The organism is Geobacillus vulcani PSS1 (assembly GCF_000733845.1).
GTDB classification, from domain to species: domain Bacteria; phylum Bacillota; class Bacilli; order Bacillales; family Anoxybacillaceae; genus Geobacillus; species Geobacillus vulcani.
The window spans coordinates 1050601-1075848 of record NZ_JPOI01000001.1 but is presented as its reverse complement, the minus strand read 5'-3'; the positions used below and the strand labels follow the sequence as shown (position 1 = coordinate 1075848).

Here is a 25248-nt window from a genome sequence, read left to right as displayed (position 1 = left end):
TCAATCTAACACTTTTTCCCGTTTCTCGGCCGCGTCATGTACACCATCCGGTCTTTGCCGTTGAGGTCAAAATCGACTTCCACTTCGGATTCTGGAAACGTTGCGGCCAAGAGCTCTGCGACCGCCTCTCCCTGCCCGGCGCCGACTTCAAAAGCGGCAAGCGCCGGCTCGCCGAGCACAAGCGGCAGTTCGCGGGCGAAGCGGCGGTAAAAATCGAGCCCATCGCGGCCGCCGAAAAGGGCCGTGTGCGGTTCGTAGTCTCTCACCACCGGGGAAAGCATAGCGGCGTCCGTCTCTGGAATGTAAGGCGGATTGGAAACGACGACATCGACCGTCCGCCCCATGGCAATGATCGGCTGCAACAAGTCGCCGCACAAAAATGAAACGTTCGCCCCAAGCCGCCGGGCGTTTTCACGAGCGACCGCGAGCGCCGCTTCGGAAATATCGGTTGCGGTCACCGACAACGCTTTGTTCTCCAGCGCCAATGTCACGGCGATCGCCCCGCTGCCAGTGCCGACGTCAACGACATCGATCCGCTTCCGACCGGCAAATAGGCGCGGCACCCGCTTTAGGACGCCAAGCACCAGTTCTTCCGTTTCCGGGCGCGGGATTAACACATGGCGATTGACAAGGAACAACCGGCCGTAAAACGATTCATAGCCGATCAAATATTGAATCGGCACATGGTCCACCGCATGGCGGCGCACATCGGCCGCGAACCGTTCGTACACCGCTTCCTCGACCGGCTCGCGCCAACGGGCGAACAGCCCGGCCCGATCGGTGCGCAAATGGTGGCACAATAACCACTCCGCCGCCCGCTCCTCTTTTCCGTGGGCGCGCAAAAAAGAAGAAGCCCAGGCGAGGACTTCATGTACGTTACGACGCATCGTTTGCTTGCTCCAATTTTTTCGCTTGGTCGTCCAAAATGAGCGCCTCGATGATTTCATCCAAATGCCCATCGAGCACTTGATCGAGCTTTTGGATCGTCAGTCCGATGCGGTGGTCGGTGACGCGGTTTTGCGGGAAGTTGTACGTGCGAATGCGTTCAGAACGATCGCCGGTGCCGACCGCTTGCTTGCGCGTTTGGTCGTATTCAGCGCGCGCTTCTTGCTGGTATTTGTCGTAAATGCGGGCGCGCAATACTTTCATCGCTTTTTCTTTGTTTTTGATTTGCGATTTTTCGTCTTGGCACGTGACGACAATGCCGGTCGGAATATGGGTGAGGCGCACGGCCGACATCGTCGTGTTGACGCTTTGCCCACCCGGTCCGCTGGAGGCGAACGTGTCGACGCGAATGTCTTTTTCATTGATTTCGACTTCGATTTCTTCCATCTCCGGCAGGCAGGCGACCGTCGCCGTCGACGTATGGATGCGCCCGCCTGACTCTGTTTCCGGGACGCGCTGGACGCGGTGCGCGCCGTTTTCAAACTTCAGCTTTGAATACGCCCCTTTGCCGTTGATCATAAAAATGATTTCTTTATAGCCGCCGAGGCCGGTCGGGCTCGCTTCGATCACTTCCGTCTTCCACCCTTGCGATTCCGCATAGCGCGTATACATCCGGTACAAGTCGCCGGCAAACAGCGCCGCCTCTTCGCCACCGGCGGCCGCGCGGATTTCCATGATGACGTTTTTCTCATCGTTCGGGTCTTTCGGCAAAAGCAACACTTTCAGCTTTTCAACGAGCGCCTCTTCCCGTTCTTCCAGCTCGCTGATCTCCTCTTTCACCATCTCGCGCAGCTCGGGTTCCAGCTTTTCTTCGAGCATCGCTTTCGCTTCAGCCAACTGCTCGCGAACGGATTTGTATTCGCGATATGTTTGCACCGTTTCTTCCAAATCCGCCTGCTCTTTCGAATAATCGCGCAACTTTTTCGGATCGTTGATGACGTCGGGGTCCATCAACAGTTCATTGAGCTTTTCATACCGTTGCTCTACAGCTTCCAACCGATCAAACACATCATTCACCTCTGTTTTTCCCACACAGTCTAATTTTAGATTATAGCATGAAATGAAGCCAAACAAAAACCCCCGCTTTGGTCAAGCGGGAGCTCTCAGTTGACACGCACGATGATCTCGTATGTTGGGATCGCTTTTGTCAGCAGCTTGTCAAGGCGTTGCGCCTCGCGCTGCCGCTCCTCGTCAGACAGCTCTTCCGGTGCATCGACTGTCACATACATATTGCCGCCGCGAAACCAGATTGAGTCGGCGTGGTAATCGGTGTACCGCTCAATGAGTTGCGCTGCCTTGCGCGTATCGGCACGCTGATTTTCGCTTCCTTCGGTCAAGCTGATAAAATTCGGATTTTGCCGTACCTTTTCCGGATCGTCGAAGTTGTTGTACAAGTCGCGGTCAGCGTCGATTTTCGGACGCCCGTCCGTCATCAGCCGCGCGCCGTTTTTGTCCTCGCTTTGCTGGCGGTAGGACGGATGATCCGGATTCAACGAACAGGCCGAAAGCAGTAAGGTTATTCCTAACAGCCAGATGCGTCTCATCCTTTTTCGCCTCCTTAGCTGTTAGGATGTCCATGATCGCCCGTCCATGATACACGGCAAGCCATAAATCTTTCTGCCATCATTCATCTATTTTGCGGCGAACGAGCAAAAAGGAGCAGCCTGGTCAAGCGAACGACCAATGATGAACGAGCCGCATGCCAAATGCTTCTTCCTCCCATAGCGGAGGGACGCACGAGACGGGCGAGGGCCAGGGTGATGGCGCCGCGTCCACCCTGCTCGGTCGGCGAAACATACGAATATGCGCCGTTTCCATCAACTATGGCTGTGCTTCGCCACTGTGCCGATGAAAGCGGCCAAACCACATCAGTGGCCGCCTCCCCATCACTCACCTGTATGTCCAGCAAGCGGGCGGTTGTATCGCTTTTTCGGTTTGCCAGGCACTTCGTGGTGATGGCGGCAGCGAGGTTCGTACGCCTCGCTGGCGCCGACGAGAATCACCGGATCGTTGTACGAAGCGGGCGCGCCGTTAATAAGCCGCTGCGTCCGGCTGGCCGGCGAACCGCAAACCGTGCATACGGCCTGCAGCTTTGTCACCGACTCAGCGATCGCCATCAGCGCCGGCACGGGGCCAAACGGTTCGCCGCGAAAATCTTGGTCAAGCCCAGCGGCGATGACGCGGTAGCCGCAATCAGCGAGCGTTTGCACCACATCGATGATGTCATCGGAAAAAAACTGTACTTCATCGATGGCGACGACGTCGGTGGCGGCGGAAATGTAGCGGAACATCTCTGCCGGCGTCGCGACCGGAATGGCGATCACCGAATTGCCGTTGTGCGACACGACTGCGTCTTCGCTATAACGATTGTCGATCGTCGGTTTGAACACTTTCACTTCCTGCTTGGCAAACTGAGCGCGGCGGACGCGGCGAATCAATTCTTCTGATTTGCCGGAAAACATGCATCCACAAATGACCTCAAGCCAGCCGGACTGCGTCATCACGTACATCGGGGCCTCTCCTTTCACACAACACTGTCCTCAAACCATCGGCCGCTCCTTGCCGTCTGCCATCGCGACGATCAGCGGGATCAGCCTTATAAGCAACCGGCCTTCCATCTGCTCTCACGAAAAAGCAGGCAAGTGTCGCTTGCCTGCTTTCGTCACGTCCTTGTTACTGAAGGCCGTATTTTTTATTGAATTTATCCACGCGGCCCGCTGCCGTAACAAATTTTTGTTTGCCCGTGAAGAACGGATGGCATTCCGAGCAAATCTCCACGCGCAGTTCGTCTTTGACCGAACCGCTTTCGAATTCGTTGCCGCATGCGCAACGGACGATGACTTTTTTGTACTCTGGATGGATGCCTTGTTTCATCGTTTTCATCTCCTTCCGCCCTGTATCTTATCGAAACAGAGTGATTCGTAGCATGGAATGCTTCATGCTTATGCGCGCCCGCCCATTCGGCAAGGCGCAGCGCATGGAACAGCCGGGGCTCCAACGAAGCGAGCCCGGCCGGTGCAAATCACGGATCGCACAAACAGAAAGGCGATAGCCAAAACACACATGTTAAGATTATAACAGCTTTTCTGTCGGTTTGCAACGGGGGACTCGCGGCAAATTCCGCCAACGACCTACAGGCGGAGCGGGCCGCCCTGTTTCCACTCCTGATCGAGCAAGGCGAAAAACTCTTCGTTTGACTTCGTCCGGCGCAATTTGTTCAAAAACCGCTCGATAAAGTCCGGCGAATCGGCCATCGTTTTGCGGATCGCCCACAGCTTTTCCAAATGTTCTTTCGGGATGAGCAGCTCCTCTTTGCGCGTTCCTGAGCGGCGGATGTCAATCGCCGGGAAAATGCGGCGCTCGGCGAGCGAGCGGTCGAGGTGGAGCTCCATATTGCCTGTGCCTTTAAACTCTTCATAAATGACGTCATCCATGCGCGAGCCGGTATCAATGAGGGCGGTCGCCAAAATCGTCAAACTGCCGCCTTCTTCGATGTTGCGCGCCGCGCCGAAAAACCGCTTTGGGCGATGAAACGCTGCTGGATCGATCCCGCCCGAGAGCGTGCGTCCACTCGGCGGAATGACTAAGTTGTACGCCCGGGCGAGACGGGTGATGCTGTCCATTAAAATGACGACGTCGCGCTTATGCTCGACTAACCGCATCGCCCGCTCTAAGACAAGCTCGGCCACTTTAATATGGTTTTCCGGCACCTCATCAAACGTCGAGCTGACGACATCGCCCTGCACCGATCGCTCGATGTCAGTCACTTCTTCCGGCCGTTCGTCAATGAGCAAGACGATCAACTCGACATCGGGGTGGTTTGTGGTGATGCTGTTGGCAATTTCCTTCAGCAGCATTGTCTTGCCAGCTTTCGGCGGCGCGACGATCAACCCGCGCTGGCCAAAGCCGACCGGAGCGATCAAGTCGATGATGCGGGTCGAAAGCTTGTCCGGCGTTGTTTCGAGCTTCATTTGCCGATTCGGATAAAGCGGCGTCAATGCTGGAAAATGAACGCGCTCCTTGGCGACTTCCGGGTCTTCGCCGTTGACCGCTTCGACATGAAGCAAGCCGAAGTAGCGTTCATTTTCTTTCGGCGGCCGCACTTTGCCGGATACTTTATCCCCGTTGCGCAAATCAAAGCGGCGGATTTGGGAAGCGGAAATGTAAATGTCTTCCGAGCTCGGGGAATAGTTGATCGGGCGCAAAAAGCCGAATCCTTCCGACGGAATGATTTCGAGGATGCCTTCCATGAAAAAGAGGCCGTCTTGTTCGGCACGCGCTTTCAAAATGGCAAAAATAAGCTCCTTTTTCGTCAACTTGCTGTAGTATGAAATTTTGTATTGTCTGGCGAGCTCATATAGCTCCTTCAATTTCATGTTTTCTAATGCTGCTAACGTTAATTCCATCTTGACACCACACTTTGCAAATTTTCCTGTTCTCCCATCGTTCGCATTCGGACGTATTGGTCATCAATTCGACAGGCGAAGGGATTCATTTCGAAGATGATGAAGGCTGATCAAATGAAAAAGGAAGTAGAATGGCAGAGCTTATTTTTGCACAAGTAACACGACTATTTTACCCTTTTCTCCTCTTTTTAATCAATCTTTTTTTATTTTCCCGCGCCAGGCGCGGCTTTGGCGCCCGGCCGAATGGCGGGAAATCATTCGCTGCACTGCGTTGTTCGGCGGCCATGCCGCCGGCATTGAATCATTTGATGACTAAGTTCGGTTTTTTCTTCAGGCTGTGCCGTCCTTCGATAAAGCGGACCGTGCCAGACTTCGCGCGCATGACGACGGAGTGGGTGAGGCCGTACGCCCCTTTCAGCCGGACACCGCGCAGCAACTCACCGTCCGTGACGCCGGTGGCGGCAAAAATCGCGTCGTCTCCTTTCACTAAATCGTCCATGCGCAACACTTTGTTGACATCGATGCCCATTTTTTTGCACCGCTCGATTTCCTCGTCATTTTGCGGCAAGAGTTTTCCTTGCAGCTCACCGCCAAGGCATTTCAACGCGACCGCCGCGAGCACTCCTTCCGGCGCGCCGCCCGATCCGAACAAAATGTCGACGCCGGTATGGTCGAACGCCGTGTTAATGGCGGCGGCGACATCGCCGTCATTGATGAGCTTAATGCGGGCGCCGGCTTCGCGCAGCTCGTGAATGAGCCGCTCGTGACGCGGACGGTTGAGGACAACCGCGACGACGTCTTCAATGTCTTTGTTTTTCGCCTTCGCCACCGCCTTTAAATTGTCGATGATCGGCGCCTCAATGTCAATCATCCCGACCGCTTCCGGCCCGACGGCGATTTTCTCCATGTACATGTCCGGCGCATGAAGAAGATGGCCATGGTCAGCAACCGCAACGACCGCCAAGGCATTCCATCCCCCTGATGCGACGATGTTCGTCCCTTCAAGCGGGTCGACAGCGACATCGACGCGCGGGCCGTAGCCGTTGCCAAGCTTTTCACCGATATACAGCATCGGCGCTTCGTCCATTTCTCCTTCTCCAATGACGACAGTGCCTTTCATCGGCACGGTGTCAAACACGTCGCGCATCGCCGATGTCGCAGCGTCATCGGCCTCATTCTTTTTCCCGCGCCCCATCCAGCGGGCGGCGGCAAGCGCCGCCGCTTCGGTGACGCGCACGAGTTCCATCGATAAGCTTCGTTCCATCGCTGCTCTCCCCTTCCCCTTTGTCGACTCAACGTTACGCGTTTTTCACTTGCTCGATTTCTTCATCGGTCATTTTTTCGCGCCAAATGGTGGCGCCGATGTCGGACAGTTTTTCGACGAGGTTGCTGTATCCGCGGTCGATATGCTCGACGCCGGTGATCTCCGTCACCCCGTCGGCCATCAGTCCGGCGATGACAAGCGCCGCCCCGGCGCGCAAATCGCTCGCCTTCACTTTCGCCCCTTGCAGTTTGACAGGGCCGGTGACGATGGCTGAGCGGCCTTCGACTTTCACATTGGCGTTCATGCGCCGCAATTCATCGACATGCTTAAAACGAGCGCTGTAAATCGTGTCGGTGACGACGCTTGTCCCGTTGGCCTTTGTCAGCAGCGCGGTAAACGGCTGCTGCAGATCGGTTGGAAAGCCCGGATAGACGAGCGTCTTGACGTCAACCGCTTTCAAAACATCAGTGCCGCAGACGAGAATTTGATCTTCCCCCGTCTCCACGCGCACCCCCATTTCGCGCAGTTTCGCCGTCAGCGATTCGACGTGCTGCGGGATGACGTTGTCGACGACGACCTCGCCGCCAGTGGCAGCAGCGGCGATCATGTACGTCCCAGCCTCGATCCGGTCTGGAATGATGGCATGGCGGCAGCCCGATAATGTTTCGACGCCGTCAATGCGAATCACATCGGTGCCGGCCCCTTTGATTTTGGCGCCCATGTTCGAAAGCAAGGTCGCTACATCGATGATTTCCGGCTCTTTCGCCGCGTTTTCGATAATCGTTCGCCCTTTGGCGCGCACCGCCGCCAGCATGATGTTGATCGTCGCGCCGACGCTGACGACGTCCAAAAAAATGCGGGCTCCGCGCAGCTCCTCAGCGCGCAAATAAATGGCGCCCTGCTCGTTCGTTACGGTGGCGCCCAGCGCCTCAAACCCTTTGATATGCTGGTCAATCGGGCGCGGCCCGAGATGACAGCCGCCCGGCAAACCGACAACCGCTTTTTTGAAGCGGCCCAGCATCGCCCCCATCAAATAATAGGAGGCGCGCAGCTTTTTCACCTTCCCATTCGGAAGCGGCATGGATACCATATTCGTCGGGTCGATGACCGCCTCTTTGCCGTCAAACGAAAACGAGCCGCCGATTTCTTCGATCAAGCTTCCTAAAATGTGCACGTCGGAAATGTCTGGCAACCCCTCGATCGTCACCGGCGAATCGGCCAAAATCGCTGCGGGAATCAACGCGACCGCGCTGTTTTTCGCGCCGCTCACTTTAATCGTTCCCCGCAGCCGATCTCCGCCGATCATTTTGATTTTATCCATCGTTGTCTCCCTTCTTTGCTCGGAAGTTGGCTTCACCCCTGGGATGAAAAAGCAAGGCCGGGCGGGCTCATCACTTCCGACCTGAACGCAGCAAGGCGAGCCCGCTCTACCCAAGAGGCAAACAGCTTACTTTCATTTTTGCCGATTCCAGTCGGCGAGAAACTTCTCGATTCCTTGATCCGTAAGCGGATGGTGGAACAACTGCATCAGCACTTTGTACGGCACCGTGGCGATGTGAGCTCCGCGCAACGCCGCTTCCGTCACATGGTGCGGATGGCGGATCGAAGCGGCGATGATTTCCGTTTCAATGCCATGAATGTTGAAAATCTCGGCGATCGTGGAAATGAGCTCTAAACCGTTATGGCCGATGTCATCGAGGCGCCCGAGGAACGGGGAGACGTACGTCGCGCCGGCGCGTGCGGCCAAAAGCGCCTGATTGGCGGTGAACACGAGCGTCACGTTGGTTTTAATTCCTTTTTCGCTAAACGCCTTGACTGCTTTTAAGCCTTCCGGCGTCATCGGCACTTTGATCGTAATGTTCGGAGCAATTTTTGCCAGCTCTTCGCCTTCCGCAATCATGCCGGCGGCGTCGGTCGAAATGACTTCCGCACTGACCGAACCGGACACAATCGACGTAATTTCGCGCAACCGCTCATGGAACGATACGTTTTCTTTCGCCACGAGGCTTGGGTTGGTCGTGACACCGGCCAAAATGCCAAGTTCATGGGCGTGTTTGATTTCTTCCAAGTTGGCAGTATCGATGAAAAATTTCACAGTTGACCCTCCCTTGTTTATCCATTGTATATGCAAAAACGGCCGTGCGGCGGCCAAACGCCGCCACGCGAAACCGATTCATCGCGCCGCTTTTCCGGACGAGCCGAACTCGCGCATTTTGCCAATGACCGTCGCTTTGATGGCATCGCGGCCCGGGCCGATGATTTTGCGCGGATCATAGACGTTCGGGTCTTTGGCGAGCAGCTCGCGAACGACCTTGGTAAACGCCATTTGGTTTTCCGTATTGACGTTGATTTTCGATGTGCCAAGGGAGATCGCGCGTTGAATTTGTTCGGTCGGAATGCCGGTGCCGCCGTGGAGTACAAGCGGAACGCCGGTTAAGTCGCGGATTTGCTCCATTTCAGCAAACCCAAGCTTCGGCTCTCCTTTATACGGACCATGCACGGAACCGAGCGCCGGAGCGAGACAGTCGACGCCTGTCCGTTTCACAAGCTCTTCACACTCTTTCGGGTCGGCATAAATAATTCCTTCGCCGACGACGTCATCTTCCTGCCCGCCGACGATGCCGAGCTCCGCTTCGACCGAAACGCCGCGCGCATGAGCATATTCAACGACTTGCGAGGTGATGCGGACGTTTTCTTCAAATGGATGGTGGGAGGCGTCAATCATAACCGAGGTGAACCCGGCGTCAATCGCCGCTTTGCATTTTTCAAAGCTCGATCCATGGTCGAGATGGATGGCGACCGGAACGGTGATGTTCATGTCTTCCATTAAGCCTTTGACCATGTTGACGACGGTTTTGAATCCGCTCATATAGCGAGCCGCCCCTTCGGAGACGCCGAGAATGACCGGCGATTTTTCCTCCTCAGCCGCCGCTAAAATCGCTTGCGTCCATTCCAGGTTGTTAATGTTGAATTGGCCGACCGCATATTTGCCGCGCAACGCCTCGTTCAACATCTCTTTCATCGATACTAACGGCATGGTTACATCCTCCTTAGCTGATCGTCGTCTTTGTCGCCTTGGCGGTGACTGGGTCCACAGGCGCAAAATCTCTCTACGCTATAAGCATACCAACTTGCCGGCAAAACGGCAACATTTCCCCCTTGTATCATCCCGAACCGAGAGGATCCCCACTTCCACGCGTGAGCATTGGTGGGAGAGCGTTCACAACCTCCTAAAGACGACAGTGTCACCAAATGTTCATCGATGCACTTTCTTTGCCAAAGGAAAGCCGCTCATCGATGGCGCTGTCTAGAAGACGGGTGATGTAATCAAAAAGCAGCTCAACAGCCTCCCTTCTCAAGTTAAGAAACCTGATCAAATTGGCTCTTTCCTCCCGATGAACTTCCATCGATTGAACAAAAATAATCGTTTTTCACCGGCCTTCTAGGCAGTAATGTATTTTTTGACGGCAGCGCGCAAATCGTCAATATCAAAGGGCTTGGCAAAATGCATAAGCGCCCCGAGCTCTTTCGTTTCTTGAATCATATCGAGCTCCCCGTAGGCAGTCATGATGATCACCTTAATATCCGGATCAATGTCTTTCAACCGTTTTAAAATTTCAATGCCGTCCATGCCAGGAATTTTCATATCAAGAAGCACAAGATCAGGGCAGTGTTTGCGGGCGATTTCGAGCGCCTGCATGCCGTTGGCGGCTTGATAGGTCACATATCCTTCACGCTGAAACACTTCGTTGAGCAAAATGCGAATACCATATTGATCATCGACAATTAAAATTTTGTTTCCCACCTTTATGCACCTCTATTCTCTGTTTTCTCCCTATTAATGTTTCGCATTTGGCAAACCCATTTCCTGCTTGCTTTTCTTGTTGTTTGCCGATTTTGTATAATAGCGGCGAAAGGAGGCCGAACCGTGAAAATTTTAACGACGCAAACGATCGGACTGTTGCAAAAAATCGCTGCGGACGAAGAGCTGGCGCTCGAAGACGGGGCGCGTCTGCTTGCCCAGGCTGCTATCGGCGATGGGCGCATTTGGCTGTATGGCATCGGTGAACTCGATGCGGTCGCCGCCGCCGCGCTTTTTGGCCCTGATCCGTTGCCGAAAGCCAAACGGCTTGAACCGACGGCAACCGATGACTGGCAGGAAACGGATCGCGCGCTTCTCTTTGCCCGCTTTTCCAATGATCCTGAGGCCATTCGCCTCGTCGAACAGCTGCAGGCACACGGCGTCGATGCAGTGGCCGTCGCGGCGCTCGTCAAGGATGAACCCGGACTGGCCGATATAGCCACCGTCTTTATCGACAGCAAACTTTCCCGCCCGCTCGTGCCGACCGAAGATGGCCGCCGCATCGGCATGCCGACGATCATCACCGCTTCCTTCGTCTACTACGGGCTGCGCGTGTTGCTCGATGAAATTTTATCGGAATATGAGTAACGGCCGCCATCCAAATGAGCGCTCTCCCGCCGGCTGAAGGAAAAAGGGAAGAGAAGCCGCGCCTAAGTCAACGAGCATCGTGCTTGAAAAAAAGAAAGGGAGCTGAACCCAAAAGGCCGTTCGGTGGCTTTTTGGGACAGCTCCTTTTTCGTCACTGTTTCAGCGACGCTCTGACAAATTCGCGGAACAGCGGCTGCGGCCGCGTCGGGCGCGAGGTGAATTCCGGATGGAATTGAGCGGCGACGAACCACGGATGATCCTTGAGTTCGATCACTTCAACCAACCGTCCGTCCGGGCTCGTGCCGGAAAAAACGAAGCCATGCTCTTCCATGATCGGCCGGTATTGGTTGTTGAATTCGTACCGATGGCGATGGCGCTCGTAAATGACTTCATCGCCGTAGGCGGCGTAAGCGAGCGTCCCTTCCTGCAGCTTGCACGGATACAAGCCGAGGCGGAGCGTGCCGCCTAAATCTTCGACATCCTTCTGCTCCGGAAGCAAGTCGATGATCGGATGCGGTGTATTCGGGTCAAACTCGGACGAATGGGCGCCTTTCAGGCCGACGACATGGCGGGCAAATTCAATCGAGGCGAGCTGCATTCCTAAGCAAATGCCTAAAAACGGCACGCGCTGCTCGCGGGCGTAGCGAATCGCCTCAATTTTCCCTTCGACCCCGCGATCGCCAAACCCGCCCGGAACCAAAATGCCGTCCGCTTCTTTCAACAGATCGGCCACATTGTCCCGCGTCACATGCTCAGCATTGATCCACTGAATATCAATGTCGGTGTCAAACGCATACCCCGCATGACGGAGCGCCTCAACAACAGAAATATAGGCGTCCGGAAGCTCGACGTATTTGCCGACCAAAGCGATTTTCGTCGTTTTCGATAAGTTGCGCACTTTCTCGACGAGCGCTTTCCATTCGGTCATATCCGCTTCGCGGCAGTTGAGGCGCAAATGTTCGCACACGATTTGATCCAGCTTTTGTTCTTGAAGCATAAGCGGAACGGCATACAGCGTGTCGGCGTCGCGCGCCTCGATGACCGCTTTCGGATCGATGTCGCAAAACAAGGCGATTTTCTCTTTCATTTCCTGTGACATCGGCATTTCCGTGCGCACGACGATGACGTTCGGCTGAATGCCGAGGCTGCGCAATTCTTTCACGCTGTGCTGCGTCGGCTTCGTTTTCATTTCCCCAGCCGCCTTGATGTACGGCACGAGCGTGCAGTGGATGTACATGACGTTTTCGCGGCCGACGTCGCTTTTGATTTGGCGGATCGCTTCTAAAAAAGGAAGCGATTCAATATCGCCGACCGTGCCGCCAATTTCCGTGATGACGACATCCGCGTTCGTCTCTCTTCCGGCGCGAAAGACACGCTCCTTAATTTCGTTCGTAATGTGTGGGATGACTTGCACCGTGCCGCCTAGGTAATCGCCGCGGCGCTCTTTGCGGATGACGGCGGAATAAATTTTCCCAGTGGTGACGTTGCTATATTTGTTCAAATTAATATCGATAAACCGCTCATAATGCCCTAAATCCAAGTCTGTCTCCGCACCGTCATCGGTGACGAACACCTCGCCATGCTGGTACGGGCTCATCGTGCCCGGGTCGACGTTAATGTACGGGTCAAACTTTTGGATCGTCACGTTCAATCCGCGGTTTTTCAACAAGCGGCCGAGCGAAGCCGCCGTAATCCCTTTCCCGAGCGAGGAAACAACACCGCCGGTCACAAAAATGTATTTCGTCATTTTGTCTTCCCCCTTGCCGAATTTGCGGTAACAGTTTCAGTGTTTGCGAAAGGCGCAAATAAAAAACGCTCCGCTTACCGTACGTAAGGGAGCGATCGATTTGTTCATTTTCAAGAGCCCAACACACATTGTACCGGGTTCCTTTGGCAAAGTCAAGCGGTTATTCGTCTTCCTCCGGCTCTTCGAGATCAAGTTCTTCATCGAGCGGTGCGTCGTCCAGCTCAAACTCTTCATCGCCGAGAATGTCATCGTCAAACGCGACATCTTCATCCAAATCGAATTCTTCATCTTCCAAGAGATCATCTTCATCAAGCTCGAGCTCTTCCTCATCATATTCATCCAAATCGTCGTAATCGAGATCTTCATCTTCAAGCAGCTCATCGTATTCATCGTATTCATCGTCAAGCGCTTTTTTCTTCTTCTTCGGCTTGATGATCGTCACCGTCTCGTCTTCCGTCTGATCGAACGGATACCATGTGCGCAGCCCCCAGACGTTCTCCCCGACGCAAATAAACCGGCCATCGATGTTTAAATCCGTGTAATATTGAGCAAGCCTCGCCTCCATCTCTTCTTCGGATATGCCGGCCAGCGCTGCGGCTTCACGGACGAGTTGATCGAACGGCAACGCCTCCCGCTTCTCAAGCAAAATGAGGTTCGCCAGCTCGACGAACGACATCTCCTGCAATTCCTCCGGCGAGTATTGCTGCTGCAGGCTCAAGTTCAGCACTCCCCTTCTATAATAATGAAACCAATGAATGCAAGTGTGGAATACATACCATTCATTATAAACAAATTGTCGGGGTTTATGCTACCCATTTGCCGAAAAAAGCAAAAGAGGGCAACCCTGCGGTGAGGACAGCCCTCCTTCCGACATATTCGTTGCGTCCGCATCTGTTTGGTCACACCGCTTCGCTTTTTCCGTACGAAGCCCATTCGTCTTGATCTTTTGGCCCCATCCGCGTTCCGCTCGTTTCGCTTCCGGCGGGCCGGCATGCCAACAGCTGCTGCCGATCGTTCTACCGACCTGCTAACGTGCAACGGGTCGTGATTCATTGTGATCGAGGCCGCCCGACGAAAGCCGAACACGGTGAAACGCCCTTGAATTACATATTCCGTCGATATTGTCCACCGACTTCGTACAAGGCGCGGGTGATTTGTCCAAGGCTGGCGACTTTCACCGTTTCCATCAATTCCTCGAAAATGTTGCCGCCGCTTGTCGCCACTTGCTTCAGCCGTTCGAGCGCCGGGCCGGCTTTGTCTTTGTTCCGTTCTTGGAATTCGCGCAAGTTGCGGATTTGCGTCTCTTTTTCTTCATACGTCGCCCGGGCGAGCTGGATGTTGTTCAGCTCCTCTTCTGACGGCGGATTCGGGTTCAAGAACGTGTTGACGCCGATGATCGGCAGTTCGCCGCTATGTTTCTTCGTTTCATAGTAAAGGGATTCGTCTTGGATTTTGCCGCGCTGATACTGCATTTCCATCGCTCCGAGCACACCGCCGCGGTCGTTGAGCCGTTCAAACTCTTGCAACACCGCTTCTTCGACCAAGTCGGTGAGCTCCTCAATAATGAATGAGCCTTGCAGCGGGTTTTCGTTTTTCGTCAGGCCGAACTCTTTCGTGATAATCAGTTGGATCGCCATCGCCCGACGGACCGACTCTTCGGTCGGTGTGGTGATCGCTTCGTCATAGGCATTCGTATGCAGCGAGTTGCAGTTGTCATAAATTGCCAGAAGGGCCTGCAAGGTCGTGCGAATGTCGTTGAAGTCAATCTCCTGCGCGTGCAGCGAACGGCCGGACGTTTGGATATGGTATTTCAATTTTTGGCTTCGTTCATTTGCCCCATATTTTTCGCGCATCACGACCGCCCAAATGCGGCGCGCCACGCGGCCGATGACCGAGTATTCCGGATCAAGGCCGTTGCTGAAGAAAAATGACAAGTTCGGCGCGAAATCGTCAATGTGCATGCCGCGGCTCAAGTAATACTCGACGTAGGTAAAGCCGTTGGCAAGCGTAAACGCCAGCTGCGTGATCGGGTTCGCCCCCGCCTCGGCGATATGGTAGCCGGAAATCGACACCGAGTAATAGTTGCGGACGCGGTGCTTAATGAAATATTCTTGAATGTCGCCCATCATCTTCAAGGCAAAGTCGGTTGAAAAAATGCACGTGTTTTGCCCTTGGTCTTCCTTCAAAATATCGGCTTGCACCGTGCCGCGCACCGTTTGCAGCGTCCATTCCTTCACTTGTTCGTACTCTTCCGGCGTAAGCGGGCGGCCGAGCTCGGCTTCTTTTTTCTCGACTTGCTGGTCGATCGCCGTATTCATAAACATCGCCAGCAAAATCGGAGCCGGGCCGTTGATCGTCATCGACACCGAGGTAAGCGGGTCGCACAAATCAAACCCTTTGTACAGCTTTTTCATATCATCAAGCGTACAGACGCTGACACCGCTTTCTCCGATTTTGCCAAAAATGTCCGGCCGGTAGTCGGGGTCTTCGCCGTAGAGCGTCACCGAGTCAAACGCCGTGCTGAGCCGCTTCGCCTTGTCTTCTTTGCACAAGTAATGGAAGCGGCGGTTCGTGCGCTCCGGCGTCCCTTCGCCGGCAAATTGCCGTTTCGGATCTTCGCCCTGGCGCTTGAACGGGAAGACGCCGGCCGTATACGGAAACGAACCCGGGACGTTTTCTTTATACACCCAGCGCAAAATCTCCCCGTAGTCTTTGAATTTCGGCAAGACGACTTTCGGAATGTCCAAACCGGACAACGTTTTCGTCGTCAGTTCGGTGACAATTTCTTTGTCGCGCACTTTCGTGACAAATTGTTTTGCCGCATATTTCGCTTTCGTTTCTTCCCATGTCGCCAAAATGCGCTTCGATTCAGGCGTCAACTTGGCCTCATAATCGGCTTTCAGCGTCTCGAGCGCGCGGATGACGTCTTCCGCTTCGCCCCGTTCCTTCGCCGCTTCGATGGCCCCTTCAATTTGGAACAGGCGTCTTGCCACTTCGACTTGCTGCTCGGCGCGACGGTGGTACGAGCGGACCGTTTCCGCGATTTCACGCAAATAGTAGCGGCGCTCGTTCGGGATGATGACATTATGCTTTTCGACATTGGCAACCGTTTTCAAGTTGGTCTTCCAGTTCGTCCCTGTTTTCCGGTTAATCGTGTCAACGAGCGCGACAAAGAGCGTATTCGTGCCGGGATCGTTAAACTGGCTGGCGATCGTGCCGTACACCGGCATTTCCGAAACATCGCGGTCAAACAGCTGATGGCTGCGCTGATATTGTTTTTGCACTTGCCGTTTTGCGTCTTCTGACCCTTTACGTTCAAATTTGTTAATGACGATCAAATCCGCATAATCGATCATGTCGATCTTCTCAAGCTGCGTCGGCGCGCCGAACTCGCTTGTCATGACGTACATCGACACGTCGCACACTTCGGTAATGGCGGCGTCGCCTTGGCCGATCCCGCTCGTTTCAATGATGACAAGATCAAATCCGGCCGCTTTGACAACAGAAATCGCATCGCGAATCGCCGGCGACAGTTCCGTGCGGGAATGGCGCGTCGCCAAGCTTCTCATGTACACGCGCGGCGAGTTGATCGCATTCATCCGGATGCGGTCGCCCAACAGCGCCCCGCCCGTTTTTTGCTTCGTCGGGTCCACGGATAAGATCGCGATTTTGATATCGGGAATTTCGTTTAAAAAGCGGCGGACGAGCTCATCGGTGAGCGAGCTTTTCCCCGCCCCGCCTGTGCCGGTGATGCCGAGCACCGGAACGCGCTTCTCGAGCGCCTTCACTTGTTCAATGGCGGCTTCCGCCGCCGCGGCCGCCTCTTTGTTTTCCGCCTCAGCGCGATATTCGCACAGCGTGATGAGACGGGCGATCGCCTGCACATCGCCGGACGGAAGCCGCTCCAGTTCATCGGTCACCGTCGTCACAGTCGGAAAATCGCACTCTTCAAGCATGACGTTGATCATCCCTTGCAAGCCGAGGCGTCGGCCGTCTTCCGGCGAGAAAATGCGGGCGATGCCATATTCGTGCAGCTCTTTGATTTCGCGCGGGATGATGACACCGCCCCCGCCTCCGTAAATGCGGATGTGAGGCGCTTCCCGCTCTTGGAGCAGATCGTACATGTATTTAAAAAATTCCATATGCCCGCCTTGATACGAGGAGACGGCAATACCTTGGACATCTTCCTGAATGGCGGCATTGACGATTTCCTCCACCGAGCGGTTATGGCCTAAATGGATGACCTCGGCGCCGCTCGCCTGCAAAATACGACGCATAATGTTGATCGAGGCGTCATGGCCGTCAAACAAGCTCGATGCGGTCACAAAGCGGACGTGATGCTTCGGACGGTAAATGTGCGCCATTGTGTCTCTCCCCCTTTTACACTCGCTGTTTCTCCATAATCCCCTTTAGCAAAAACTCCGTCTGCAGTTCGATATATTCATCGAGCGTATACATTTTCCGCAGCACCCAGCGTCGGAACGCCCACATTTGTCCAAGAACGACGATGTTGTGGGCGAACAGACGGATTTCACTTTCAGAAAGCTGCAGCGCTCCGCTCTCAACGCATGCGCGCAAAATATGTTCAAAAATCGCCGCCATATCGAGTTCTTTATTCAACACGTACGGCAGCGATTCTTTGCTTAGCGCTTTCACTTCTTGGTACATGACAAGCACTTCATCATCCAGTTCATCCACGACACGGAAATAGTGGGCAATGGCGCGCCTCAGCCCTTCGATCGTGCCGTGGTGGGCTCCGAGGTCTTGCTCCGTCCGCTCCCGCACCTCGTCGTAAATGCGGTCGCACACGAGATAGAGGACGTCTTCTTTCTTGCGGATGTACTCGTACAGCGTGCCGATGCTGAAGCCGGATGCTTTGGCGATCTCCCTTGTCGTTGTTTGGTGAAAGCCTTTTTGTTTAAACAAGGAAATGGCGCCTTTGATCATTTCGTTGCGCCGTTTTTTCACGAGCTTTTCGTCCTTGACCGATGCAATCACTTCCCGTTTTTTCATGTTCGTTGTCTCTCCCCCATTCCCATTTGACGGCGGGGCGCCGCCCCGCCCCATGCCTATCCGTGCGCCCTTCGCCGAAGCAACGAGCCACTGTTCAGCTCCAAAACCATTGAAATGACGCGCAATGCTTCAATCGCGCGCCAACATGCGCGAAATGACAAGGCGTTGGATTTCTTGCGTTCCTTCGTAAATTTGCGTAATCTTCGCGTCACGCATAAACCGCTCGACCGGATAGTCTTTCGTGTAGCCGTTGCCGCCAAAGATTTGCACCGCCTCGACCGTCACTTTCATCGCCGTGTCGCCGGCAAACAGTTTCGCCATGGCGGATGCTTTGCCGTACGGCAATCCGTTCGACTCCAACCATGCCGCCTGATAGGTCAAGAGCCGCGCTGCTTCAATGGACGTCGCCATGTCAGCGAGCTTGAAGGCGACCCCTTGCTGCTCGATGATCGGTTTGCCGAACTGGACGCGCTGTTTCGCATAGTCCACCGCCGCATCCAGCGCGCCCTGGGCAATGCCGACCGCTTGGGCGGCGATGCCGTTGCGGCCGCCATCAAGCGTCATCATGGCGATTTTAAACCCTTCTCCTTCTTGACCGAGCAAGTTTTCTTTCGGAATGCGGCAGTCTTCAAAAATGAGTTCCGTCGTCGGCGACGAACGAATGCCGAGTTTCTTTTCCTTTTTGCCGAATGAAAAGCCCGGCGTTCCTTTTTCCACGATAAAGGCGCTGATCCCTTTATGCCGCTTTTCCGGATCGGTGACGGCAAACACGACGTAAATTTCCGCTTCACCGCCGTTGGTGATCCATACTTTTGAACCGTTTAAGACGTAATGATCCCCGTCTTTTACCGCACGCGTTTTCATCGAGGCGACATCCGACCCCGCACCCGGCTCGGACAGGGCGTATGCCCCGAGTTTTTCCCCAGTCGCTAAGGCGCGCAAATACTTTTGCTTTTGTTCTTCGTTGCCGAACTTGTAAATCGGCCAGCTGGCGAGCGATATATGCGCGGAGAGCGTCACCCCGGTCGAGGCGCAGACGCGCGACAGCTCCTCAACCGCGATGACATAGGCCAAATAATCGCTGCCAATGCCGCCGTATTCTTCCGGCCACGGAATGCCTGTTAAACCGAGTTCAGCCATTTTGTTGAAAATGCCGCGGTCAAACCGCTCCTCTTCGTCACGCTCAGCGGCAGTCGGCGCTACTTCGTTTTCGGCAAATTCGCGCACCATTTTTCGCAGCATTTCATGTTCTTCGCTCAATCGAAAGTTCATCGTTTCATTCCCCCGTTTTCTATATATCCGAAATCCTCGTCTCCCGTGCCAGCGTGATCACCGTTTTCCAGAGACAGACAACGAATCGTTGTTTGGAAAAGAGAATAGGATCGCTCCGGATGCACCACAAAACGCAGCAAAAGACAGAGCCTTCTCATCTCGTTTGGATTGGTTCATCAACATGCCTATATAGACTTCCATGACGAAACATTTTTTCGTCACCATCGGAAGGACGAAAATGTCCTTATGTTGAATGCTAGAACTTTACGCATTTTGGAATTCGGGTATTTTCAGGATAGTTACAAATGTTTGCTGATGACAATGCGCTGAATTTCGCTCGTTCCTTCGTAAATTTGCGTAATTTTCGCGTCACGGAACAATCTCTCGACCGGGTAGTCTTTCGTGTAGCCGTTGCCGCCGAAAATTTGCACCGCCTCGATGGCATTGTTCATCGCTGTTTGTGAAGCGAAGAGCTTCGCCATCGACGCCTCTTTTCCGCACGGCAGCCCTTGCGCGCGCAACCAAGCGGCGCGGTAGACGAGCCATTTCGCCGCTTCTGCCGCCGTCGCCATATCAGCAAGCTTGAAAGCGACCCCTTGCTGCTCGATGATCGGTTTGCCAAACTGCACCCGCTCTTTCGCGTAGGCAACGGCATGTTCGACCGCGGCTTCCGCGATGCCGAGCGCTTGGGCAGCGATGCCGATCCGACCGACGTCAAGGTTGGCCATCGCGATTTTAAATCCTTCCCCTTCCTGACCGAGCAAGTTTTCCGCCGGCACTTCGGCATCTTCAAATGTGATGGTCACCGTCCGCGATCCGTGCAGCCCCATTTTCTTTTCGTCTTTGCCGATCGACATCCCTGGCGTCCCTTTTTCCACAATGAACGCGGAAATGCCGCGGCTTCCAGCTTCTTCCGGATTCGTGCGGGCGAAGACGATGTACGTATCCGCCTCCCCACCGTTGGTGATGAAAATTTTTGAACCATTCAGGATATAACGATTGCCGCGGCGCACCGCTTTTGTCTTCAAGCTTTTCGCGTCCGAGCCAGCGCTCGGTTCCGTGAGGCAAAACGCCCCCAGATACTCCCCTCGGGCCAGCTTTGTCACGTATGTTTGTTTTTGCTCTTCGGTGCCAAAATACAAGATCGGATTCGTGCCGACCGACGTGTGCACCGATAAGATGACGCCGACGGTCGGGCTCACTTTGGAAATTTCATGAATGGCAATGATGTACGAAATAAAGTCCATACCTGCGCCGCCATATTGCTCCGGGACAGTGATGCCCATTAGGCCGAGTTCGGCCATTTTTGCTAAAATCGGGCGCGGAAACTCCCCTTGTTCCATGCGCTCGACAAACGGGGCGATCTCCGCCGCGGCGAACTCACGCACCATTTGCCGCATCATCTCTTGTTCTTCCGTAAACCGAAATTCCATGGGAATCCCCCTTTTATCTTGTTGCTCATCCATGCTGCCAGAGCGCCGGCTGCTCATGCTTTCCAACAGCGGTTTGAAGCGCCGATTTCAGAAGCGGCGTGTCAGTCGTACGTATAGAATCCCCGCCCTGTTTTGCGGCCGAGCCAGCCAGCTTTCACATATTTGCGCAAGAGCGGGCATGGGCGGTATTTGTCATCGCCGAACCCCTCATGAAGCGTTTCCATAATGTATAAGCATGTATCGAGCCCGATAAAATCAGCGAGCGTCAGCGGACCCATCGGGTGGTTCATGCCAAGCTTCATCACTTCATCGATCGCTTCTTTGGTCGCCACCCCTTCGTACAAGGCGTAAATCGCTTCGTTGATCATCGGCATGAGGACGCGGTTGGAAATAAACCCTGGGAAGTCGTTCACTTCGACCGGCACTTTGCCGAGCTTGCGGGCAACGGCTTCGATCGTTTCATACACCTCATCAGCTGTCGCCAATCCGCGGATAATTTCGACGAGCTTCATCACCGGCACCGGGTTCATAAAGTGCATGCCGATCACTTTTTCCGGCCGTTTCGTCGCGGCGGCGATTTCCGTAATCGGCAGCGACGACGTGTTCGACGCCAAAATCGTTTCCGGGCGGGCGATTTCATCCAGTTCGGCAAACAGCTTCGTTTTCACGTCCATGTTTTCGACGACTGCTTCAATGACGAGATCCGCCTTCTCAGCGTCATGCAGATCCGTCGAGCGGACAAGCCGCGAAAGCGCCGCGTCCTTGTCCTCAGCGGCCATTTTGCCTTTCTCCACTTGGCGGGCAAGGAGTTTTTGGATATTGGCCATTCCTTTATCCAATTGAGCGCTGCTAATATCATAGAGCAGCACCTCATAGCCAGCGACAGCACACACTTGGGCGATGCCCGATCCCATTTGGCCGGCGCCGACGACCATGATTGTTTTCACATCCATCTTCTATTCCTCCTATCGTCCGCTTTGCGTTTCCGGTTCTGCGCTTAAACTTCTATGCCTCACCGCCGCCATCAGCCAACGGCAACCGGTCGTTGCATCGTCATCACAACAATTCCTGCTGTCAACCGCTGAGGCAGCGGCTGCTGCGGCAGTGAAAGAGAGAACAAGCAACGTGCCGCGCGCTGCGACAGCGACAGCGTAGGCATGCGGCACCATGGCGCGATGCCTCGTGCCGCAACGCTTGAGGCAGACGGTGGCACGCCGCGTCCTATGCCTTGGCGCGACGCGGGAAGGCGGTCGGTCGAATGCCGCGTGCCCGCCGCCCACTCGTTACACCTCAACCAAGATGGCGTCGCCTTGGCCGCCGCCGCTGCAGATGGCCGCAATGCCGAGGCCGCCGCCGCGGCGTTTCAGTTCGTAAATGAGCGTGAGGATGATGCGCGCACCGCTCGCGCCGATCGGATGGCCGAGAGCAACAGCGCCGCCGTTGACGTTCACCTTTTCCGGATCAAGTCCAGCGATTTGAATGGCCGCCAATGCGACAGCGGCAAACGCTTCGTTCACTTCAAACAAGGCGATGTCATCGACTGTTTTTCCTGTTTTGCGGAGCAGCTCGTTGATCACAAGTCCCGGCGTCTTCGGGAAATCTTTCGCCTCAACGGCGATGGCGGTATGGGCGACGACCGTCGCGAGCGGCTTGAGCCCCTCGCGGGCGGCGCGCTCTTCGCTCATCAACACGAGCGCGGCGGCGCCGTCGTTGACGCCCGGGGCGTTGCCGGCGGTGATTGTGCCTTCCGGGTCAAACACCGGCGACAGTTTCGCCAATGCTTCAAGCGACGTGTCTTTGCGCGGCGCCTCGTCGCGTTCGACGACAAGCGGCTCCCCTTTGCGCTGCGGAATCGTCACCGGAACGATTTCTTCCGCAAGCCGACCGGCTTCGATGGCGGCAATGGCCCGCATATGGCTGCGGTACGCCCACTCGTCTTGCGCCTCTCTCGTAATGCCGAGCTCTTTCGCCGTATTCCCGCCGTAGACGCCCATATGAACGCCGGTGAAGCTGCACGTGAGGCCGTCATACACCATTAAATCTTTCACCGTGCTGTCGCCCATTCGCAGCCCCCAGCGCGCTTTCGGGAGTACATAGGGGGCGTTGCTCATCGATTCCATTCCGCCGGCGACAACGATATCGGCATCGCCTAAGCGGATGAGCTGATCGGCAAGCGTCACGGCGCGCATGCCGGAAGCGCATACTTTGTTCACCGTCTCGGTGCGAACATGCCACGGAATGCCGGCATGGCGCATCGCCTGCCGCGATGGGAGCTGGCCTTGCCCCCCTTGCAGGACCGTGCCTAAAATGACATGATCGACTTGTTCTGCGCTCACGTCCGCGCGGGCCAACGCTTCTTTCACGGCAATGCCGCCGAGCTCCGGCGCTGACAGCGCTTGCAAAGAACCGCCGAATTTTCCGAACGGGGTGCGCGCCCCGCTGACAATCACTGTTTTCCCCATCTTCCTCTCCCCTTTTCATTGGATAAGAAAGCGATTACAAAACACAGACTGAACGCTCGCTCGATAGCGGTGCGAAAGAGAAGGTGTACAACGGTACACCCTCTCCTCTACTCTTATTCACTATTTTAAAAAATAAAAATTGTCTATGCAACTATTTTTACGATGTTGCTTCCTCTTTTTCTTCACCGAACACCGATTTCGCCAACAATTCAGCGACATCGTACGTAAAGACGCGGTCTTCCACTTCCTTGGCTTTCGTCCCGTCGGTCAACATGGTCAGACAGTACGGGCAGCCGGAGCTGATGACCGTCGGGTTGACAGCGAGCGCTTGCTCGGTGCGGGCGACATTGATGCGGTTGCCGGTCGTCTCCTCCATCCACATGAGGCCGCCGCCGGCGCCGCAACACATGCCGCGCTCGCGGTTGCGCTCCATCTCAACAAGCTCGACGCCCGGAATGGCGCGCAAAATTTTCCGCGGTGCGTCATAGACGTCATTGTAGCGCCCTAAGTAGCACGAGTCATGGAACGTAATTCGTTCATTCACCGGATATTTTGGCACTAAGCGGCCTTCTTCGATGAGCTTGGCGAGCAGCTCGGTATGGTGATACACTTCCGCCTCAAACCCAAAGTCTGGATATTCGTTTTTGAACGTATTGTAGGCGTGCGGGTCGATCGTCACGATTTTCTTGACGCCCGCTTTTTCAAACTCGGCGATGTTGTTCGTCGCCAGCTCTTGGAATAAAAATTCATTCCCTAACCGGCGCGGCGTATCGCCCGAATTTTTCTCCTTGTTGCCTAAAATCGCAAACTTGACGCCCGCTTCGTTCAGCAGTTTGGCAAAAGCAAGGGCGATTTTTTGGCTCCGGCTGTCATACGACCCCATCGAGCCGACCCAGAACAAGTACTCGATTTCCTCTCCCGCTTTCGCCGCTTCTTTGACAGTCGGCACATACACATCATCGCGCAGCTCGCGCCAGTTTTCCCGTTCTTTTCGGTTCAAGCCCCACGGATTGCCTTGGCGCTCGATGTTCGTCATCGCCCGCTGCGCGTCCGGATTCATCCGCCCTTCCGTCAACACGAGATAGCGACGCAAGTCGATGATTTTATCGACGTGTTCGTTCATGACTGGGCATTGGTCTTCACAGTTGCGGCACGTCGTACAGGCCCAAATTTCTTCCTCGGTGATGACATCGCCGATCAAGCTGGGCATTTCGATCGTGGCGGCCTGCTCCGACGCGGCGGCGAACGCGAGCTGGTTGCCCCTTGTGTTTTTGAAAGCGAACGCCGGCACCCACGGCGCCCGCGACGTGACGACCGCTCCTTTTTCCGTCAAATGGTCGCGCAGCTTCAAAATCAAGTCCATCGGCGACAACATTTTCCCCGTGCCAGTCGCCGGGCACATGCTCGTGCAGCGGCCGCACTCGACACAGGCATACAAGTCGATCAATTGCTTTTGCGTAAAATCTTCAATTTTGCCGACGCCAAACGATTCCTGGCTTTCGTCTTCAAAGTTGATCGGCGAAAGCTTCGGCCGCGTCAGCCGGCTGAAAAAGACGTTGACCGGCGCAGCGATCAAATGGGCGTGCTTTGATTGCGGCACGTACACGAGGAACGTCAGCAAAATCAACAAATGCACCCACCAGGCGGCAAAGAACAGCACCGCGGCCCCGGTTTCGCCGACCCAGGAAAACGCGCCGGCAATAAGCGAAGCAACCGGTTCGCTCCATGTCGCTTCCTCGCCGTGCCAAATCATGCTCATCCCGTTGCCGAACAACACCGACAACATCAGCCCGGCGATAAAGATGAGGACAAGCCCCGCTTTCAAGTCGCGCTTTAAGCGGACGAGCTTTTCAATGTAACGGCGGTAAAAGGCAGCGAGCACCGCAATCAAAATAAGCAAGGTGACGATTTCTTGGAAAAACGTAAATCCCGGGTACAGCGGCCCAAGCGGCAAATGTGCCCCCGGCGCAAGCCCTTTGATGATGAAATCAATCGCGCCAAATTGGACAAGAATAAAGCCGTAGAAAAAGATAACGTGAATCAAGCCGCTTTTTTTGTCTTTGAGCAGCTTTTTCTGGCCGAAAACGTTGACCCAGATGTTTCGCAGCCGCTCTTTTACTTTGTGGTCAAACTCGACTTTTTTGCCGAGTTTGATGTACATCACCCGCGTTTTGACAACATAAGCAAACAAGTAGATAGCGTAAGCGGTTACAAACAAAAACGCGAGCCAGTTCACCATCAACAAGGCATTCATCT

22 protein-coding genes are annotated in these 25248 nt (G+C 54.8%); 1 reads left to right on the top strand and 21 read right to left on the bottom strand.

All coding sequences use genetic code 11. The features are described 5' to 3' along the window. Positions 1-5 precede the first annotated feature (5 nt). From prmC to N685_RS0105740, 11 genes are all read right to left on the bottom strand, one after another. Positions 6-887, bottom strand: a complete 882-nt coding sequence (gene prmC / locus N685_RS0105800; RefSeq protein WP_031406638.1) for a peptide chain release factor N(5)-glutamine methyltransferase — start codon at positions 885-887, stop codon at positions 6-8. Continuing rightward, positions 877-1953: a peptide chain release factor 1 gene (gene prfA / locus N685_RS0105795; RefSeq protein ID WP_031406635.1), complete on the bottom strand. Its 1077-nt coding sequence runs from the start codon at positions 1951-1953 to the stop codon at positions 877-879. The genes prmC and prfA overlap by 11 nt, the downstream gene beginning before the upstream one ends. Before the next feature lie 95 nt (positions 1954-2048). Further along, positions 2049-2489, bottom strand: coding sequence for a hypothetical protein (locus N685_RS0105790; RefSeq protein ID WP_031406632.1), 441 nt, complete (start codon positions 2487-2489; stop codon positions 2049-2051). Between the two features lie 342 nt (positions 2490-2831). Further along, a complete protein-coding gene (locus tag N685_RS0105785; RefSeq protein WP_031406631.1) occupies positions 2832-3455 on the bottom strand; it encodes a thymidine kinase in 624 nt (207 codons plus the stop codon). Positions 3456-3618: 163 nt separating this feature from the next. Continuing rightward, positions 3619-3819, bottom strand: a complete 201-nt coding sequence (gene rpmE / locus N685_RS0105780; RefSeq protein WP_031406629.1) for a 50S ribosomal protein L31 — start codon at positions 3817-3819, stop codon at positions 3619-3621. Between the two features lie 257 nt (positions 3820-4076). Next, positions 4077-5351 carry a transcription termination factor Rho gene (gene rho, locus N685_RS0105775; RefSeq protein ID WP_013146620.1) on the bottom strand — a complete coding sequence of 425 codons (1275 nt, stop codon included), beginning with the start codon at positions 5349-5351 and terminating at the stop codon, positions 4077-4079. 301 nt (positions 5352-5652) lie between these two features. Continuing rightward, positions 5653-6615, bottom strand: coding sequence for a class II fructose-bisphosphatase (glpX, locus tag N685_RS0105765; RefSeq protein ID WP_031406626.1), 963 nt, complete (start codon positions 6613-6615; stop codon positions 5653-5655). 34 nt (positions 6616-6649) lie between these two features. Continuing rightward, the gene (locus N685_RS0105760; RefSeq protein WP_031406624.1) at positions 6650-7936 is read right to left on the bottom strand and encodes a UDP-N-acetylglucosamine 1-carboxyvinyltransferase; all 1287 of its coding nucleotides are present in this window, start codon (positions 7934-7936) and stop codon (positions 6650-6652) included. Positions 7937-8068: 132 nt separating this feature from the next. Beyond that, entirely contained in the window at positions 8069-8710 is a 642-nt protein-coding gene (gene fsa / locus N685_RS0105755) for a fructose-6-phosphate aldolase (RefSeq protein WP_031406622.1), read from the bottom strand. 78 nt (positions 8711-8788) lie between these two features. Next, the gene (locus tag N685_RS0105750; RefSeq protein WP_011232853.1) at positions 8789-9652 is read right to left on the bottom strand and encodes a class II fructose-bisphosphate aldolase; all 864 of its coding nucleotides are present in this window, start codon (positions 9650-9652) and stop codon (positions 8789-8791) included. Between the two features lie 405 nt (positions 9653-10057). Further along, positions 10058-10420: a response regulator gene (locus N685_RS0105740; RefSeq protein WP_031406619.1), complete on the bottom strand. Its 363-nt coding sequence runs from the start codon at positions 10418-10420 to the stop codon at positions 10058-10060. A 123-nt stretch (positions 10421-10543) separates the two neighbouring features. Here N685_RS0105740 and N685_RS0105735 point away from each other — a divergent pair, with 123 nt between their 5' ends. Then, entirely contained in the window at positions 10544-11065 is a 522-nt protein-coding gene (locus N685_RS0105735; protein WP_031406617.1) for a DUF2529 domain-containing protein, read from the top strand. A 151-nt stretch (positions 11066-11216) separates the two neighbouring features. Here the strand turns inward: N685_RS0105735 and N685_RS0105730 are convergent, their stop codons facing one another. From N685_RS0105730 to N685_RS0105685, 10 genes are all read right to left on the bottom strand, one after another. Next, complete coding sequence (locus N685_RS0105730) at positions 11217-12812, bottom strand: CTP synthase (RefSeq protein ID WP_031406616.1); 1596 nt, start codon at positions 12810-12812, stop codon at positions 11217-11219. 160 nt (positions 12813-12972) lie between these two features. Beyond that, positions 12973-13530, bottom strand: a complete 558-nt coding sequence (rpoE, locus tag N685_RS0105725; RefSeq protein ID WP_031406614.1) for a DNA-directed RNA polymerase subunit delta — start codon at positions 13528-13530, stop codon at positions 12973-12975. A gap of 385 nt (positions 13531-13915) precedes the next feature. Then, entirely contained in the window at positions 13916-17176 is a 3261-nt protein-coding gene (gene icmF / locus N685_RS0105715; RefSeq protein ID WP_031406611.1) for a fused isobutyryl-CoA mutase/GTPase IcmF, read from the bottom strand. Positions 17177-17192: 16 nt separating this feature from the next. Beyond that, positions 17193-17825, bottom strand: a complete 633-nt coding sequence (locus tag N685_RS0105710) for a TetR/AcrR family transcriptional regulator (RefSeq protein WP_011232859.1) — start codon at positions 17823-17825, stop codon at positions 17193-17195. A gap of 129 nt (positions 17826-17954) precedes the next feature. Continuing rightward, positions 17955-19097 carry an acyl-CoA dehydrogenase gene (locus N685_RS0105705; protein ID WP_031406607.1) on the bottom strand — a complete coding sequence of 381 codons (1143 nt, stop codon included), beginning with the start codon at positions 19095-19097 and terminating at the stop codon, positions 17955-17957. 299 nt (positions 19098-19396) lie between these two features. Beyond that, positions 19397-20530, bottom strand: coding sequence for an acyl-CoA dehydrogenase (locus N685_RS0105700; RefSeq protein WP_031406605.1), 1134 nt, complete (start codon positions 20528-20530; stop codon positions 19397-19399). A 101-nt stretch (positions 20531-20631) separates the two neighbouring features. After that, entirely contained in the window at positions 20632-21483 is an 852-nt protein-coding gene (locus N685_RS0105695) for a 3-hydroxybutyryl-CoA dehydrogenase (protein WP_031406603.1), read from the bottom strand. A gap of 12 nt (positions 21484-21495) precedes the next feature. Continuing rightward, entirely contained in the window at positions 21496-21699 is a 204-nt protein-coding gene (locus N685_RS18890) for a hypothetical protein (protein WP_071880162.1), read from the bottom strand. A 114-nt stretch (positions 21700-21813) separates the two neighbouring features. Further along, complete coding sequence (locus N685_RS0105690; RefSeq protein WP_031406602.1) at positions 21814-22992, bottom strand: acetyl-CoA C-acetyltransferase; 1179 nt, start codon at positions 22990-22992, stop codon at positions 21814-21816. Positions 22993-23149: 157 nt separating this feature from the next. Continuing rightward, positions 23150-25246, bottom strand: a complete 2097-nt coding sequence (locus N685_RS0105685) for a heterodisulfide reductase-related iron-sulfur binding cluster (RefSeq protein WP_031406600.1) — start codon at positions 25244-25246, stop codon at positions 23150-23152. Positions 25247-25248 lie beyond the last annotated feature (2 nt).

Bases quoted from the DNA above. Each gene is read 5' to 3' on its own strand.
- N685_RS0105730 (WP_031406616.1), bottom strand. From the start codon at position 12,812: ATGACGAAATACATTTTTGTGACCGGCGGTGTTGTTTCCTCGCTCGGG.
- glpX (WP_031406626.1), bottom strand. From the start codon at position 6,615: ATGGAACGAAGCTTATCGATGGAACTCGTGCGCGTCACCGAAGCGGCG.
- rho (WP_013146620.1), bottom strand. From the start codon at position 5,351: ATGGAATTAACGTTAGCAGCATTAGAAAACATGAAATTGAAGGAGCTA.
- N685_RS0105690 (WP_031406602.1), bottom strand. From the start codon at position 22,992: ATGGGGAAAACAGTGATTGTCAGCGGGGCGCGCACCCCGTTCGGAAAA.
- rpmE (WP_031406629.1), bottom strand. From the start codon at position 3,819: ATGAAACAAGGCATCCATCCAGAGTACAAAAAAGTCATCGTCCGTTGC.
- N685_RS0105705 (WP_031406607.1), bottom strand. From the start codon at position 19,097: ATGAACTTTCGATTGAGCGAAGAACATGAAATGCTGCGAAAAATGGTG.
- N685_RS0105695 (WP_031406603.1), bottom strand. From the start codon at position 21,483: ATGGATGTGAAAACAATCATGGTCGTCGGCGCCGGCCAAATGGGATCG.
- prmC (WP_031406638.1), bottom strand. From the start codon at position 887: ATGCGTCGTAACGTACATGAAGTCCTCGCCTGGGCTTCTTCTTTTTTG.
- N685_RS0105785 (WP_031406631.1), bottom strand. From the start codon at position 3,455: ATGTACGTGATGACGCAGTCCGGCTGGCTTGAGGTCATTTGTGGATGC.
- icmF (WP_031406611.1), bottom strand. From the start codon at position 17,176: ATGGCGCACATTTACCGTCCGAAGCATCACGTCCGCTTTGTGACCGCA.
- N685_RS18890 (WP_071880162.1), bottom strand. From the start codon at position 21,699: ATGGTGCCGCATGCCTACGCTGTCGCTGTCGCAGCGCGCGGCACGTTG.
- N685_RS0105700 (WP_031406605.1), bottom strand. From the start codon at position 20,530: ATGGAATTTCGGTTTACGGAAGAACAAGAGATGATGCGGCAAATGGTG.
- N685_RS0105685 (WP_031406600.1), bottom strand. From the start codon at position 25,246: ATGAATGCCTTGTTGATGGTGAACTGGCTCGCGTTTTTGTTTGTAACC.
- N685_RS0105760 (WP_031406624.1), bottom strand. From the start codon at position 7,936: ATGGATAAAATCAAAATGATCGGCGGAGATCGGCTGCGGGGAACGATT.
- N685_RS0105710 (WP_011232859.1), bottom strand. From the start codon at position 17,825: ATGAAAAAACGGGAAGTGATTGCATCGGTCAAGGACGAAAAGCTCGTG.
- N685_RS0105790 (WP_031406632.1), bottom strand. From the start codon at position 2,489: ATGAGACGCATCTGGCTGTTAGGAATAACCTTACTGCTTTCGGCCTGT.
- N685_RS0105750 (WP_011232853.1), bottom strand. From the start codon at position 9,652: ATGCCGTTAGTATCGATGAAAGAGATGTTGAACGAGGCGTTGCGCGGC.